Annotated in this window: 15 protein-coding genes and 3 pseudogenes; 8 read left to right on the top strand and 10 right to left on the bottom strand. The window is 65.4% G+C overall.

The annotated features are described in order from the left end of the window. From D6C00_RS15675 to D6C00_RS00015, 4 genes are all read right to left on the bottom strand, one after another. Nucleotides 1–191: hypothetical protein (locus tag D6C00_RS15675; RefSeq protein WP_206609473.1), on the bottom strand; the 191-nt coding region annotated here is incomplete at its 3' end. A 1,009-nt stretch (nucleotides 192–1,200) separates the two neighbouring features. Then, the gene (locus D6C00_RS00005) at nucleotides 1,201–1,383 is read right to left on the bottom strand and encodes a helix-turn-helix transcriptional regulator (protein WP_125179743.1); all 183 of its coding nucleotides are present in this window, start codon (nucleotides 1,381–1,383) and stop codon (nucleotides 1,201–1,203) included. 72 nt (nucleotides 1,384–1,455) lie between these two features. Beyond that, complete coding sequence (locus D6C00_RS00010) at nucleotides 1,456–1,911, bottom strand: hypothetical protein (protein WP_125179744.1); 456 nt, start codon at nucleotides 1,909–1,911, stop codon at nucleotides 1,456–1,458. Next, on the bottom strand, nucleotides 1,908–3,143 hold the full coding sequence (locus D6C00_RS00015) for a tyrosine-type recombinase/integrase (protein ID WP_170165436.1): 1,236 nt from the start codon (nucleotides 3,141–3,143) through the stop codon (nucleotides 1,908–1,910). The genes D6C00_RS00010 and D6C00_RS00015 overlap by 4 nt, the downstream gene beginning before the upstream one ends. A gap of 233 nt (nucleotides 3,144–3,376) precedes the next feature. Here D6C00_RS00015 and D6C00_RS00020 point away from each other — a divergent pair, with 233 nt between their 5' ends. From D6C00_RS00020 to D6C00_RS00030, 5 genes are all read left to right on the top strand, one after another. Beyond that, complete coding sequence (locus tag D6C00_RS00020; RefSeq protein ID WP_125179745.1) at nucleotides 3,377–3,763, top strand: hypothetical protein; 387 nt, start codon at nucleotides 3,377–3,379, stop codon at nucleotides 3,761–3,763. A 450-nt stretch (nucleotides 3,764–4,213) separates the two neighbouring features. Next, nucleotides 4,214–5,098: a sigma-54-dependent transcriptional regulator gene (locus D6C00_RS15855; RefSeq protein ID WP_241546749.1), complete on the top strand. Its 885-nt coding sequence runs from the start codon at nucleotides 4,214–4,216 to the stop codon at nucleotides 5,096–5,098. Beyond that, nucleotides 5,041–5,673: a sigma 54-interacting transcriptional regulator gene (locus tag D6C00_RS15860; RefSeq protein WP_241546750.1), complete on the top strand. Its 633-nt coding sequence runs from the start codon at nucleotides 5,041–5,043 to the stop codon at nucleotides 5,671–5,673. Before D6C00_RS15855 ends, D6C00_RS15860 begins: the two co-directional genes overlap by 58 nt. Continuing rightward, nucleotides 5,652–6,212 (top strand): hypothetical protein, encoded by a 561-nt coding sequence (locus D6C00_RS15680; RefSeq protein ID WP_206609474.1) that lies wholly within the window; start codon nucleotides 5,652–5,654, stop codon nucleotides 6,210–6,212. Before D6C00_RS15860 ends, D6C00_RS15680 begins: the two co-directional genes overlap by 22 nt. Then, a complete protein-coding gene (locus D6C00_RS00030) occupies nucleotides 6,164–6,907 on the top strand; it encodes a transporter (protein ID WP_206609475.1) in 744 nt (247 codons plus the stop codon). The genes D6C00_RS15680 and D6C00_RS00030 overlap by 49 nt, the downstream gene beginning before the upstream one ends. Nucleotides 6,908–6,911: 4 nt before the next feature. On the opposite strand, the gene D6C00_RS00035 is transcribed toward D6C00_RS00030, so the two are convergent. The 6 genes from D6C00_RS00035 to D6C00_RS00060 form a co-directional block, all read right to left on the bottom strand. After that, nucleotides 6,912–7,511, bottom strand: coding sequence for a hypothetical protein (locus tag D6C00_RS00035; RefSeq protein ID WP_125179746.1), 600 nt, complete (start codon nucleotides 7,509–7,511; stop codon nucleotides 6,912–6,914). Nucleotides 7,512–7,522: 11 nt separating this feature from the next. After that, nucleotides 7,523–8,236 (bottom strand): C39 family peptidase, encoded by a 714-nt coding sequence (locus D6C00_RS00040; protein ID WP_125179747.1) that lies wholly within the window; start codon nucleotides 8,234–8,236, stop codon nucleotides 7,523–7,525. Between the two features lie 11 nt (nucleotides 8,237–8,247). Next, nucleotides 8,248–8,598: a hypothetical protein gene (locus D6C00_RS00045; RefSeq protein ID WP_125179748.1), complete on the bottom strand. Its 351-nt coding sequence runs from the start codon at nucleotides 8,596–8,598 to the stop codon at nucleotides 8,248–8,250. A gap of 132 nt (nucleotides 8,599–8,730) precedes the next feature. After that, nucleotides 8,731–9,672: a hypothetical protein gene (locus tag D6C00_RS16435; RefSeq protein ID WP_158675226.1), complete on the bottom strand. Its 942-nt coding sequence runs from the start codon at nucleotides 9,670–9,672 to the stop codon at nucleotides 8,731–8,733. Further along, a complete protein-coding gene (locus tag D6C00_RS00055) occupies nucleotides 9,584–9,868 on the bottom strand; it encodes a hypothetical protein (RefSeq protein ID WP_125179750.1) in 285 nt (94 codons plus the stop codon). The genes D6C00_RS16435 and D6C00_RS00055 overlap by 89 nt, the downstream gene beginning before the upstream one ends. Nucleotides 9,869–9,942: 74 nt before the next feature. Next, nucleotides 9,943–11,058 carry a hypothetical protein gene (locus D6C00_RS00060; RefSeq protein ID WP_125179751.1) on the bottom strand — a complete coding sequence of 372 codons (1,116 nt, stop codon included), beginning with the start codon at nucleotides 11,056–11,058 and terminating at the stop codon, nucleotides 9,943–9,945. A gap of 363 nt (nucleotides 11,059–11,421) precedes the next feature. Between D6C00_RS00060 and uvrY the strand changes: the two are divergent. From uvrY to uvrC, 3 pseudogenes are all read left to right on the top strand, one after another. Further along, nucleotides 11,422–12,048, top strand: a pseudogene (gene uvrY, locus D6C00_RS00065) (UvrY/SirA/GacA family response regulator transcription factor); the annotation flags it as partial. Between the two features lie 134 nt (nucleotides 12,049–12,182). Continuing rightward, nucleotides 12,183–12,859 (top strand): annotated as a pseudogene (locus tag D6C00_RS00070) (uracil-DNA glycosylase). Nucleotides 12,860–12,865: 6 nt separating this feature from the next. After that, nucleotides 12,866–14,700, top strand: a pseudogene (uvrC, locus tag D6C00_RS00075) (excinuclease ABC subunit UvrC). Nucleotides 14,701–14,739: the final 39 nt, after the last annotated feature.

Below are 14,739 nucleotides of genomic sequence, written 5' to 3' on the forward strand. Positions count from 1 at the left end.
TCGCTATATGATTCGGGATCATCCAACGGAAGCCAGGCAACGGCGTAAGTTGCGCCAGCCTCACCAGGCCGACCACGGGTGCAGGTCAGCAGGCCACGGTCGCACAGCTCAACCAGGGCATCGGCATTCAAGTCACCCAAAATCGGCCCGCCCGCTATTTCAGGTTCATAATTCCCTTTTACACCGCTCACAACAGCGACCCCGTGAGATTCTAGAAGGTCTACGATGGTCGTATCCGGGAAGGGCTGAAATGAATACGATGGTCGTATTCAGGAGGGGCAAAAATGGCATTTTCGGTCGTGCCCTGAATACGATGGTCGTATCCGCCGGATAGATGAGCGAGGGCGGGATTTAGTCAGGCGGCATCGTCCACCCGCCCGGTAGTTCGTTCTTGGGCGCGGCTTTCGCGCGCCATTCAGTGGCGTCGGTCGGGCCTTTCCAGTGATGGCATACCGGGCCACCTCGGGCGGGTGATAAGAGCCTGGGTAGGTCTGGATTATCAGGCCACGCATTCGCAATTCCTTGAGGCCCCGGCTCAGCGTGTCAGTGACGATATGCCAAACGCGTGCTGTCTGCATTGGCAGTGCAAGATCGCCGTGTGTTTCTTCCCGTCATACCCCCCTTGCCGCGACAGGGCCACCAGTCCAGCGGCAGGCAGGGTGCAGCGTCGTCACGCCGGGTGCTGGAGACGGGATGGGAGCATGACGAATCGCCCCTACTCACGGCGACCCGTGGCCTCGCCCCGGTACCTTACTCGCCATCCGGGCTCCTGGCGTCCGCCGAGCCTGGGGAGGATTCGAGGCGGACCGATTCAGTTGCTTTTTGAGGGGTCCTGGCCGGGTTAATACTTCCTGACACATTCCCGAAACGGCTTGATAGTGTTCGTCCGTCAGGACCCGCCTGAGCGTAGCCCTCGCGGCCGGTTTTCCGTATTCCGATAGGTAAAAACAGGCACGCTCTCCATCCAAGTGACTGCGTTTCCGCCATTCGGGGTCGAGCGGGCAGATCGGGGCGGAACATCCCTCCCATTTCGGGCAATCTTCCGGGGTCATGGTGCCCCCCTCAATCGCCGCTCTAACGCTTCGCGCTCAGCAGGCTTTGGCCTCTGATGCAGGGCGCGGCGGGCTTCGTCGGTGCGGTTTCGGGGGCGCTGACGGGTGTTCTCCAGGGCCTGGCGGATCTGGCTGGGGGTCGGGCTTTTCATGCGGCTGTACCCTTCAGGCGGTCAGCCTCCCAGCTTTCCACATCCTCAAGTCGCCAGCGTGTGCAGCCGGGGGACAGCTTAATCGGTTGAGGAAAGTTGCCGGCCGCCGTCCAGCGCCACAGCGTGGCGCGGCTTACTTCCAATCGCTCCGCAAGCTTTCGGTCTGAGATGTAGTGCATTGCGTCTTGCCTCCATGATAATCACAGAGACACATTAGGACGCGGGGGAAAGTAAAAAAATTGGGGGGAGATTTATTTTCTCTGCTGTAACAGCAGCCGCATTTTTCTGGCTTGGTCAAGCATGGTATCAAACGCTTCGGTATTTGATTCGGGGTATTCCTTTCTGTACTTCAGTGCTTCGTGATAGAGCTTCAAGATTGTTTTAGCACATCTGAACGTTGGGTTGCGTGGTGCCAATGTTCCACCTGCACCCTCTTCGAGGCTGATGAAGGTCGAGGGGTTAGCTTCGATGTCCTTCGCTGCTTCTTCTTTCGTCATTTCATCAATATCCATCCGGGCCTGAACCTCGGCATAAGAGAATAGAAGCCTGGCAGCATCTGGCACCTTTGGCCGGCCACGCTTGCCCTCGGTTAATGACAGTTCACCATAAGCCAAAGCTTCAATGGCTGCATTAAATACGGTTGCGCCGTGCTTTCTTTTCAGGCTACGCAGAGCTGTTATCAGTTCTTTGGGTATCTCATAATTCATGCAGTTTTACCCCGCAGTGATACCACCTCACCTTTAGCAGTGGGCTTGTTGAGAAATCGTGCCCATTCCTGCATCAGCCGCGTGCGCTTCGTCATCAGATTACCGCGCCTGTACGCGGCTTCGACGGCGCTGGGGATCGTATGCGCCAGGGCCTTCTCTGCAACCTCTCGCGGATAGTTCGTATGCTCGGCGCACCAGTCGCGGAAGGTGGAGCGGAACCCGTGCGGTGTGCCTTCCACGCCCATCAGCTTCATGACCTTGGATAGGGTGGCGTCACTGAGCTGCTTGCCACGGGGGGAGGGGAACACATAGGGGCAATCTTCGTGAACGGGCAGGGCCTTTAGCAGCTTCACGGCATCAGGGCAGAGCGGCACAACATGTTCCCGCTGCGCCTTCATGCGTTCGGCCGGTACGGTCCACGTCCGGGCCTCCATGTCGATTTCCTCCCATGTTGCCCCGCGCACCTCGCCAGAGCGGCCGGCAGTGAGTATCAGGAACTCCAGCGCCCGAGAGCCGACCCCCTCACGCTCCCGCAGGGCGGCCATGAAGGCGGGCCCGCTGCTGACCGGAACTGCCTTGTGGTGGGCGACCTTCTTCAGCTTGCCGGGCTTGGGCAGGATGGCGTCAAGATTTCCACGCCAGCGGGCGGGGTTGTCTCCCGACCGGAACCCAGAGACGGTGGCCCATGACAGGACCGACTCAATACGGCCACGCAGGCGGGTAGCGGTTTCGGTTTTCTCCGTCCAGATCGGTTCGGGGATCTGCACGATATGGGGCAGGGTGACGGCATCGACGGGGAGGCGGCCTATCACGGGGCTGGCGTAGGCTTGCAGGGTGGTCTCCCATTGGGCGGTATGCTTGGGGTTGCGGAACTCCTGGACCTTGGCCTTGATGAATCGCCGGGCGGCTTCGTCGAAGGTGATGACCTTGGACTGTGCGGCTATCAGGGCATCCCTGGCAGCCTTGCGCTGCAATACCGGGTCAACGCCCTCCCGGATCTGCTCTCGCATCTCTCGGGCCTTCTCGCGGGCTTGGGCCAGGGTTACATCAGGGTAGCCCCCCAGGCCGATGTCCCGGCGCTTGCTGCCGACCGTTGCCCGCAGGACCCAGCTACGCGCCCCTGATGGTGTAATCTGTAGGCACAAGCCGGCCACGCCTCCGACCGGGCGCAGGCCAGGGCGGGCCAGTTGCTTCACTTGAATGGCGGACAGCTCTCGGGCCTTTCGTGGCATGTTGGCGTCTCCTACCCCACCACCTACCCGGTGGCGTACGATTTCGGGTGCCCCACAGGCTACCCCTCAAAAAATATGCAATTTGATATTACGGCGTGAGACAAGCCAAGACAAGAGAATTTCACGAAATGCTGTAAAAATAGGGGAGATGCGATATATTGCGACACACTGAGACACCGGAGAGGCCGACACCCCCTCCGCCATTATCATCATCCCTTGTTCCCTGTTTCGTTATGTCAGAAAAAATGGTCGTGGTGATCGACGGTCAGCCACAGCTCGAATACGACCGTTCCAAATCCCTGCCCGGGCATCAGCAGTCCGCGCTTGATCGCATGGATGCAAAGATGGATCAGGGCATCGAGCTTCCCACCGGCCATCTGGATGCGCCCAATGCACTGCAACGGGCCCAGTTCGTGGCGTTGCAGCTGGTTCAGGCCGTCCGGGAAGGCAACGAGGCCATGGCCGCCGCCACCTGTGCCTATCTGGCGCTGCGGGTACCGGAGTTACAGCAGGTCAGTGCCGAACACAAGCCTGTCGGTTTGCACCTGGATCTGATTTTCGACCGTCCCTTCATGAATGAAATGAAGATCGAGTTCTTCGATCCCTCAAAATCCCATTAGCAGCCATCATGCCGGCTTCAGTCCCGGGGCCCGCAACAGCTGAGCGGTTGGTCGGGTCTCTGCGGGCACAAAAAATGTTAGATGCATGTATACCCGCTATCTGTGCGGGCGGAACGGCTTTGTAAGCCTTGGCGTACAGGCCTGTTTGGACAGCGGCGTGCGTATTGGGTCGGCTTGACAGCTCAACAGTCCTGTCTATGCTTCCAAGGCGTGTCAGTGAACAGCTGATTTCTTCATCAAATGGCAGGCAGGTAAGGCCGCCGCAGTCCGCCGGGATGGCTCTGCATTGCGGTGATAGACGGTGAGCCCGGACGCAGGACCGGGCGTGGCGCGTGGCAGCCAGTCATGTGTTATGGATCCTTGTATGTCCGGCTGCACCATTTTATGCAAGGTGGATCCTCCGGTTCCGGACGGTTTGCTTCGATGGTCCTGTCATCAAGGGGGTGGCGTTTGGACAGGGAACCCCGTTATCTGTTGTTCTGGAATTCGGTCCGCAGCGGGATTCAGCTGCCGGCACAGCTTCGGCAGGCCGGCTGGCGGGTGACGCCGACCGAACGCCTGGAGGATGCCCGCCATCTGCTCGCCAGCCGGCGCTATCCCGTGGGACTGGCCTGTCTCAATCCGGGCGATACCCGCAGCTGCCGTGATTTCGAACAGCTGCTGTTGGACAGCCAGGCAACCACGGAATGGCTTGCTCTGGTGGAGCCGGATTATGCCGAGTCGGCGTCGCTGTGCCGGCTCCTGGCCGGCGGCGTCTTTGATTTTCATACCCTGCCACTGGACGCCGCCCGGTTGATCGACAGCCTCGGGCACGCTGCGGGGCTGGCTGCCATCCGCGCCCGCTGCCGGGCCGAAGAACTGCCGCCCGGCAGCATACCGGCCGGCATGGTGGCGAACAGCCCGGGCATGCGCCAGCTGTTCCGCCAACTGGACAAGATCGCCCAGGCCGAAGCCCCGGTGCTGATAACCGGCGAATCCGGTTCCGGCAAGGAACTCACCGCTCAGGCCATCCATCAGCGCTCGCGCCGTGCTGATGGGCCGCTGGTGCCCGTCAACTGCGCCTCTCTGCCCGTCAACCTGGTACAGACGGAGCTGTTCGGGCATGAGAAGGGGGCCTTTACCGGCGCTGTGCGACGCAAGACCGGTCGCATCGAGGCGGCGGCGGGCGGGACTGTCTTTCTGGACGAGATCGGGGACCTGCCCCTGGAGCTGCAGACCAGCCTGCTGCAGGCTTCCTGCAGGAAGGCACGATCGACCGGGTGGGTGGCAGTCAGCCGGTGCCGATTGATGTGCGCGTCCTGGCGGCAACGCACCAGGACCTGGAGCAGGCAGTGAGCCAGGGCCGGTTTCGCGAGGACCTGTACTACCGGCTCAATGTGCTGCGGCTTCCGTTGCCGTCTCTGCGCGAGCGCATCGAGGATATCGAGCCCCTGGCCTGGCAGCAGTTCGAGCGTTTCGGGCGCGAGCGCGGTGTGCAGGTGAAAGGCTTCAGCGAACAGGCACTCCAATGTCTGCTCCGCCACGACTGGCCCGGCAACGTGCGCGAACTCATCAATCGGGTCCGGCGGGCGATGGTGATGGCCGAGGGGCGCCTGATCACACCCCGGGACCTGGGACTGGACCAGCGCAACGGCCGGCGGCGGATGCCGTCGCTGCAACAGGTAAGGGCCGAAGCCGACAGCCAGGCCATCCGCGCCAGCCTGCGCCTGGCCCGCAACAACTTTTCCCAGGCGGCCCGTTCCCTGGGTATTTCCCGGGTGACCCTGTACCGGCTGATGGAAAAGCACCGGATCCTGCCCGAGTCCGGCGCAAGCATCCCTGCCGCCCGGGTATCCAGCCGCGAACACCGGTTGAACGGCGAGGCGGTCCTGGAGCGAGAACCCCGCTCGTGCACGCCGGGACGCGGCTGAGTCTCGCGGGCCTCGCCCTGCTGGTGCTGGGCCCGGCCCTGTCCGCGCCGGCGGAAGAGCCGTCCCTGGCACAGCGCCTGGAGCGTCTGGAACGGCTGCTGGAACAGCAGCAACACCAGCTCCAGCGCCAGGCCGATACCATTGCCGAACAGCAACAGCGTCTGCGGCAGCAGCGCCAGGCCCTCGACCAGTTGAACCGGCAGGTCACCCCGGCGGCCGGGCTCGACGACTGGCGCGCCACCGGTTCCGCGGCGGTGGCGCAGAACACGGCGGCAGCGCCGTCAGGCCCCGTGGGCACGGCACCACCGCCGCGCGAGCCGGCTGCCCCCGAGGTGCGCGCGATCCCGGAACTGGGCGGCGTGCTCACCCCCCGGGGTCAGCTGGTCCTGGAACCGGCCCTGCAGTTTTCCAACTCCCAGATCAACCGCCTGACCTTCATCGGGGTGGAATCCTGGAGGCGTTCCAGATCGGCCTGCTGGAAGCGGTGGACGTGGACCGGGACTATCTCGCGGCCTCGCTTACCGGCCGCTACGGCCTGACCGACCGTCTGGAGCTGGAGGCGAAGCTGCCCTACGTCTATCGCAAGGACCGGCGGGTGGCGACCATCCCGGATGTGGACGGTGAGGCCTTCAGCCGCACACTGGACGGCGACGGGGTAGGGGATCTGGAACTGGCCCTGCACTATCAGCTCGGCTGGCGCCGGCCGGCAAACATGTACTATGTCGGCAACCTGCGTTACAAGACCACGACCGGGCGCGGTCCCTTCGATGTCAGCCGCAATGGTGACGGCATCGAGACGGAACTGGCCACCGGATCAGGCTTCCATGCCCTCGAGCCGAGCCTGACCCTGCTGTATCCCTCCGACCCGGCGGTCTTCTTCGCCAATCTGGGCTATCTCTGGCATATCAAGGACGATGTCGACAAGACCTTCGGCGAGCAGACCCTGGGCGAAGTTGACCCCGGTGATGCGGTCCGCCTGAGTTTCGGCATGGGGTATTCCATCAACCCACGGGCCTCCTTCACCCTCGGCTACAAGCACGACTTCATCCAGGAAACCGATACCGAGATCAACGGCGTGAAACTGTCCACGTCCAGCCTCGATGTGGGCGCCATGCTCCTGGGCTATGGATTCCAGCTGACCGATCGCGCCGCAGTGAACCTCAACCTGGAGCTGGGCGTGACCGCCGATGCGCCGGACATGGTCATGACCCTGCGCCTGCCGTATTCTTTTTAGGCGGTCAGATTACTGCAGGCCGGCCGCGCTGCGGCCGAGGTGGCTGTTGATCAGGGCCTCGCGCACCGTCTGCTGGAACTGGCTGAAGTTCCTGACGGTGATATCCACCCGGCCCCTGGCGCAGGGCCGTGTCGGTGGCGCGGCTGACCAGCACGCTCAGGATGCGTTGACGGGTCACCTGGTGCACGGCGGCGGTGATACCGCGGGCGTCGCTGACGGTCACTCGCCCGGCGTCTCCCAGACCGCCGAGATCGATGCCGCTGGGATCGGCAGTGCCGGCCGGTGCGGCCGCACCCGGGCCGGCGGCGAGCGCGTCGACCGCATGCGGGATGGTCCGGGTGGTGCGGGTACCCTGGTCGGTGACATTGACCAGGGTTTCCATGAGCAGACGTCCGTCCTGGAAGCTGCGCAGGGAAGCGCCGAATTCCATCTCCAGACCGCGCAGCGAAAAGCCGCCGCGCAGTGCGGCCAGCTGGGCATCCTCGAGCACCTGGGCGGGAAAGGGCTCCGCCGCCTGACTCGCGCCCGCCCCGAGCACAAGGGCCAGGACCGACGCGGACAGGTATCGGTGGTTGAGCAGGAATCCCGGCGTGCGATCGGGCATGGCAGGCATCCCTAGCGGCCCAGTTCGAGTCGGCCGGGCAGATTGAGCAGCAGCGGACTCATACCCGCCTGCCGCGCGGGGGCCTGGATGGGTGCGCGCGGCCAGCTGTGCCAGTCGCGGTCCAGGTTGAAGTGACTGCGGGCGGTTTCCAGCCGGCCGCGGGCGGCCAGCACCACGCCGTTCCAGATGGCCTCGAACTCGGTGCGCAGGATGGCCACATTGCCGGCGGCGGGATCGGCCAGCAGCACCCGGTCCGACTGCACGCCGCGCACCACCACGAAATGGCGGTAGCCGCGGGTGTTGACCAGCACGATGCCCGGCACTCCCAGCGCGGCGAGCTTGTCCAGGTCCATGCGAAACCCGTCCGTCTGCAGACCGCGGCGGTCCAGGAAGCGCTTCATGTCCAGCATGGAAAAGCCCTCCGCGCGGATCCTGTCCTGATCACCGGCGGCGTACATTTCCTGGAATACCCGGTCTTCGCCCACCGGGGTGGCGTAGTGATAGGTGAGCAGGGTGGCCACGGCCGCCGAGCCGCAGCTGAAATCGTATTGCTGACGGATGACCGTGCGCCAGCGCGCCTCGCTCTGGCTGTCGACCTTGAGAGAGACGGCCCCGGGGAAAGTGTGCAGGCGCACCTGCCCGCCAGCGGCGCTGCCTGCGCCGAGAGCAGTGCACAGGATCAATGCCGGCAGCAGCCGGGCCTGCCTGGATGAGAGCACGGCCATCGGTGACGTGCCTACTGCAGGTTGAAGTTGACGCCGATCGCCGCGTCCACGGCGTTGTTGCTGCCGGTGACGATGTTGAACAGGCCGATGCCGCCGAAATTGTCCAGGGCCCGCTCGGCGATGGTCACTGAGCCGCTGGTCATGGTTCCGGCCTCGATCAGGCTGCCGTTGACCGTGGCCTTGAGGTCCTGCTGGCTGGTCAGCGAAATGTGGCTGTCACCCGCCCGCCCCCGCAGGGCGTCCAGGCCCGCACTGTCCACGGGTGCCAGTTCCTCGAACCGGTCCGGTTCCACCACCACGGCAGTCTCGTCGGCCTGGATGACGCCGGCGCCGAATGCCAGGGCGGCCCACACGGGTGCCATTACTGTTGTGCTGTATTTGTGTCTCTGGCGATGGCCCATGGGATTATCCCTCTGATCCCTTGCGTTGCGGTAGCAGCACACGGGGGCCACGCCTTCCAGGCCCCCGTGCGTTCCTCGAACTACGGTTGCAGCTCAGGGCCCGGTACTGTTGCCGATGCTCACACCCGAATGGGCCGCCACGGACACGCCGCCCAGGGTGGAGTTGTACAGGCCCGAGGAGACATTGATGTTGGCAATGCCGCCGAAGGTGCCCGCACCGGTGTCCACCGCCACCGAACCGGTGGTCAGGGCGCCGCCGTGACCGGCACCGCCGGCCCCGCCGTTGCCCCCGGCACCGCCGGTGCCGCTGGCGTCACCCGCCATGGCCGTGCCGCCGATACCACCACTGCCACCGCCACCTCCGGCGCCGCCGGTGCCATCGGCATCCCCGGCACTGGCCGTGCCGCCGGTACCGCCGGCCCCACCGTTGCCCCCGGCACCGCCGGTACCGCCGTCACCGCCGGTACCCGTGGCATCCGCCGAGGTGGCAGTGCCGCCGGTCGTGGTGTTGCTGCCGGCATCGCCGCCGGCCCCGGCGGTGTTGTCGCTGCCGTCTCCGGCATTGCCGCCATTGGCATTGTTGCCGTCCGAGGTCGCATCGGCGCTGGAGGCCGAGGAGTAGCCCTCGCCATAGCCGCCGTCGCCGGCATGGCCACCATCATCGCCGTCGCCGCCCTCGGCGCCGCTGGCGGACAGTCCCAGGGAGACGCCGGCTCCGGCGCCACCGTCGCCGCCGTCGTCACCATCGCCGCCGCCGCCGGCCAGCGCGGCCGAGACCCCGATCCCGGCGCCGCCATCCGAGCCGTGACCGCCGTCACCGCCGGTGCCGCCGAGGATGCGGACGGGCGCGCCGGTGACTTCCGAGTTCAGGGTCTGGTACGAGATCACTTCCACACTGTCGTTAAAGGACTCGCTGTAGGCCTGGGCTGTACCGCCCATGCCGCCTTCACCCGCTGTGCTGGCACTGCCGCCGATCCCGCCGTCGCCACCCTGGAGCGTGGCGCTGGTCTCGCCGTTTTCCCCGGCAATCGGCATTGCCGCCGTCGCCGCCGTCACCGCCGACCGAATCACCGCCCTGGCCGCCGTTGGCGGTGGCCGCGGCGCTGGAATCCGCCGAGGCGCTGCTGTTTTCGGATAATACGTTCTTGGGGTTGGCATGCACGCCGCCCCAGGCCATGACCAGGGCCAGGGCGGAGGCGCTCACCAACACCGGTTTGATTGTCGGATACATAATGGATCTCCTGGTGTGTCAGGCCGTGAGCAGGTCCGGCCATATGCCGGACCGCCCCCTGCCCGGTGCTGGTATCAGTTGCCTATGTTCACGTCGGAATGGGCCGCCACCGACACGCCACCAATCGTGGAGTTGTACAGGCCGGAGGAGACATTGATGTTGGCAATGCCGCCGAAGGTGCCCGCGCCGGTGTTGACAGCCACCGAGCCGGTGGTCAGGGCGCCGCCGGTGCCGTCACCGCCGGTACCACCGGCGCCGCCGGCACCCCCGGTGCCGGTTGCGGCCCCGGCCGTGGCAACACCGCCATCACCGCCGCTGCCTCCGGTGCCGCCGGCCCCGCCGCTGCCACTAGCCGCGCCAGCCGTGGCACTGCCGCCAGTGCCGCCGTCACCGCCGGTGCCGCCGGTGCCGCCGGCCCCGCCGCCGCCGCCGGCGCCGCTGGCTGCACCCGCCGTGGCCGTGCCGCCGGTGGTGCTGTTGCCGCCGGAGGTGCCGCCGTTGCCGGCTGTATTGGTGGCCTCGCTCTCTGAACTGCTGGCATCACCGCCATCGGCGCTGTTGCCGCCTGAATCGGTGGAACCGGTTTCGGCCCAGGAATCCGCGTTGCCGCTGCCGCCATGGCCGCCGTCACCACCATCATCGCCGTCGCCGCCGTCGGCCGCGCTGCCGGCCAGACCAACTGAGGCGCCGATGCCCAGACCGCCGTCACCGCCGTCGTCACCATCGCCGCCGCCGCCGGCCAGACCGACCGAGGCACCCACGCCGAGCGCGCCCTCGCTGCCGTCACCGCCGTGGCCGCCGGTCCCGCCCAGGATGCGGACAGGGGCCCCGGTGACAGTGGAGGTCATGGTCTGGTAGGAGATCACTTCCACGTCCGTATTGAAGGCCTCGCTGTAGGCTTCCGCCGTGCCCCCCATGCCGCCAGCGCCGGCCGCATCGGCAGCACCGCCGGCCCCGCCAGCACCGCCGGTGGCGGAGTCGGCGGTGGCGTCGCCGCCAAAGCCGCCGTCACCGCCATAGGAATCGCCGCCGTCAGCGCCGTTGGCAGTGGCGGTGGCCGAGGAGGTGACCTGGGCATCGTTGTCATTGCCGAACTTGTTCTTGGGGTTGGCCTGCACGCCGGCCGCATAGCTCAATGCCAGGGCAACGGCGGATGCGGTGATCAATGCCGGTTTGAATGCTTTGTTCATGGCTTACTCCTTTCCTGTTGGAAGTTGTCGCCGGGAGTCCGGAGCAAGCCTTGTGCCACGCGGGGTGCTGGTGCCTAACCCTTTGTTTTGCCGCTGGTGCGTAGTCGTTGTGATGTCTGCGGAGGACGGCTGGCAGGTTGCGGTTGTAACAGCTTCGCAACAGTACCCGCGGCCGGAGCCGGCGATTCGTGTTCAGGTGCATGATCCGTAAACGGATTCGGCTGCGAACGCCGGTTGTCAGGCGCATGCAACAGCCGTGCTGCCCGGGGATCGTTGCATCGGCATCGGAAATCCGCATAATCAATATTCTGTAGGTGTGTTTTGTGTTTCAGGCTAACAACAATCAGTCACAGGGAGAGGGATATGGTTTCGTTGTTGCTGGTGGATGATCATGACCTGGTGCGGGCAGGGATTCGCCGCATCCTCGAGGATGACCCCAATGTGCGGGTGATCGGAGAGGCGAGCACCGGGGAAGAGGCCATCGAGATCGTGCGCACGGCCATGCCGGACATGGTCATTCTGGATGTGAATATGCCGGGCATCGGCGGGCTGGAGACCCTGCGCAAGCTGATCCAGATCCATCCGCAGATCCGGGTGATCGTGGTGACCGTACACACCGACGAGCCTTTCCCCTCGCGCATGCTCGAGGCCGGGGCCCTGGGCTATCTCACCAAATCCTGCGCCGTGGAGGAGATCACCCACGCCATCGACAGCGTAATGCAGGGTGAGCGTTACCTGTGTGCCGAGGTGGCCCAGCAGATCGCGCTGTCCCGGCTCAACAACGGCGGACGCTCGCCGTTCGAAAAGCTTTCCCAGCGCGAGATCCAGGTGATGATGATGGTCACCCAGGGCCGCGGCATCCAGGAGATTTCCGACCGTCTGTGCCTCAGTCCCAAGACGGTCAACACCTACCGCTATCGTCTGTATGAAAAGCTCGGCGTGGACAACGACATCGAGCTGATGCGCCTGGCGGTCAATCACGGCGTGATCCGAGATCGGATCGGCCGGTGCCCGGCCGGGGTACTAGGGCCTGTTAACACTACCGCAGGGGCGGCATCTGACGCCCGGGCCGTTTTCTGGGATAATCCGGCTGTCCGCCACTTGTCCGTGATCAGCCGATTTCCATGACGACCCAGAACCATTTCCACAGCGACTGCCGGGCCTGCCCGCGACTGGCACAGTTTCTCGACGGCGTGAAGTCCGGGTATCCGGACTACCACGCCGCCCCCGTCGCCCCGTTCGGTGATCCGGCCGCGCGCCTGCTGATCGTCGGCCTGGCCCCCGGCATGCACGGGGCCAATGCCACCGGCCGGCCCTTCACCGGGGACTATGCCGGCATCCTGCTGTACCGGACCCTGTATGACCAGGGTTTTTCCAACCGGCCGGAATCCCGCGCCCGTGACGACGGTCTGGAGCTGCATGACTGCCGCATCACCAATGCGGTCAAATGCCTGCCGCCGCAGAACAAGCCGCAGACGGCCGAGATCCGCGCCTGCAACGGCTATCTGGCCGCCGAGCTGCAGGATCTGCCCGCCGGAGCTGTGATCCTGGCGCTGGGGAAGATCGCCCACGATGCGGTGCTACGCGCCTTCGGCTGCAAGCTCAGCCAGTACCGTTTCGCCCACGCGGCCAGCACGGGGCCTGGAGGGCGGACGCCAGCTGCTGGGTTGCGGCTGGAGCTGACTGCCGCCTGCTGCTGTATTCCTATCACTGCATCCGCTACAACACCCAGACCCGGCGCCTGACCGAGACCATGTTCCAGTCCGTCGTCGCCCGTGCCCGTGCCCTGCTGCCGGCCTGATCCACCATGAGCGAGGACAGCACCCGCCGCGATTTCGATGCGCAGGGCTTCCTGCGCACCCTCACGCCCCGGCCGGGTGTGACCGGATGCTGGATGCGAAGGACGAGGTGCTCTATGTCGGCAAGGCACGCAATCTCAAGCGCCGCCTGGCCAGCTATTTCCGCAGGTCCGGCCTGCCCATCAAGACCGTGGCGCTGATGGGGCAGGTGGCCGATATCCAGGTCACCGTCACCCACACCGAAAGCGAGGCGCTGATCCTCGAGCACACCCTGATCAAGGAACACCAGCCGCGCTACAACGTGCTGCTGCGCGATGACAAGAGTTACCCTTACATCTATATTTCCACCGACCAGGACTATCCGCGCATCAGCGTGCATCGCGGCGCGAAGCGCGGCAGGGGCCGTTACTTTGGCCCCTATCCCAATGCCTCGGCGGTGCGCGAGAGCCTGCACCTGCTGCAGAAGGTGTTCCGGGTGCGCCAGTGCGAGGACAGCTCTTCAGCAACCGCACCCGGCCCTGCCTGCAGTACCAGATAAAGCGCTGCACCGCCCCCTGTGTGGGCTACATCAGCCCCGAGGACTATGCCGAGGACGTGAACCTGACCATCCGGTTTCTGGAGGGCAGAAACACCGAGTTGATCGACGAGCTGGCGCAGCGCATGGAAGCCGCCGCCGCGGCACTGGAATTCGAGCAGGCAGCGCGCTACCGCGACCAGATCGCCAGCCTGCGCCGGGTGCAGGAGCGCCAGTACGTCAGCGGCGAGCGCGGCGATCTGGATATCGTCGCCGTTGTGCAGCAGGGCGGGCTGGTGTGCGTGCAGGTGTTCTACATCCGCGCCGGACGCAACCTGGGCAACAAGGTGTTCTTTCCCCCGTGCGCCGGACCAGGCCGGGCTGGAAGAGATCCTGCACGCCTTCCTGGTGCAGTATTATCTCGAGCACGAAGTGCCGCAGGCCATCCTGCTCAACGCCGAACCCGAGGACCGGGAGCTGATCGAAACCGTACTGGCCGAGCGGGCCGGCCACCGGGTCGAGCTGCGCCACCGGGTGCGCGGTGAGCGCGCGCGCTGGCTGGCGATGGCCGAGCGCAATGCCGAGCACGCGCTGGTGGCGCGCCTGGCCAGCCGCAGCGGCATGCAGCAGCGCATGGAGGATCTGCAGCAGCTGCTGGGGCTGGACGAGCCGCCGGAACGCATCGAATGCTTCGACATCAGTCACACCGGCGGCGAGGCCACCGTGGCATCCTGCGTGGTGTTCAACGCCGAGGGCCCGCTCAAGTCCGATTACCGGCGCTTCAACATCGAAGGCATCGAACCGGGTGACGACTACGCCGCCATGACCCAGGCCCTGCAGCGACGCTACCTGCGACTGCAGGAGGGGGAGGGCAAGCTTCCGGACATCCTGCTGATCGACGGCGGCAAGGGCCAGGTCGGTGTGGCGGTAAAAGTGCTGGAGGAACTGCAGGTGCAGGATGTCCTGATCGTCGGCGTGGCGAAGGGCCCGGAGCGCCGGCCCGGGCTGGAGACCCTGATCGTGCCGAACCGGGGTGAATTGCATCCGCCGGCCGACTCGCGCGCCTTTCACCTGATCCAGCAGGTGCGCGACGAGGCTCACCGATTCGCCATCACCGGCCACCGTCACCGTCGCGGCAAGGCCCGCACCGCCTCGCCGCTGGAGGGGATTCCGGGCATCGGGCCCAAGCGGCGCCAGCAGTTGCTCAGGCAGTTCGGCGGCCTGCGCGAAGTGGAACGTGCCGGGGTCGAGGACCTGGCCCGGGTCAAGGGCATCAGCCGTGACCTGGCCAGGCAGATCTATGCTGCTTTTCACGGCGGCGAGGATTGAGGCTTCGACAGGCGGCGGCAAATCGGGTTAGATACGAAA

The sequence above is a fragment of the Thiohalobacter thiocyanaticus genome, from assembly GCF_003932505.1.
Lineage (GTDB): Bacteria > Pseudomonadota > Gammaproteobacteria > Thiohalobacterales > Thiohalobacteraceae > Thiohalobacter > Thiohalobacter thiocyanaticus.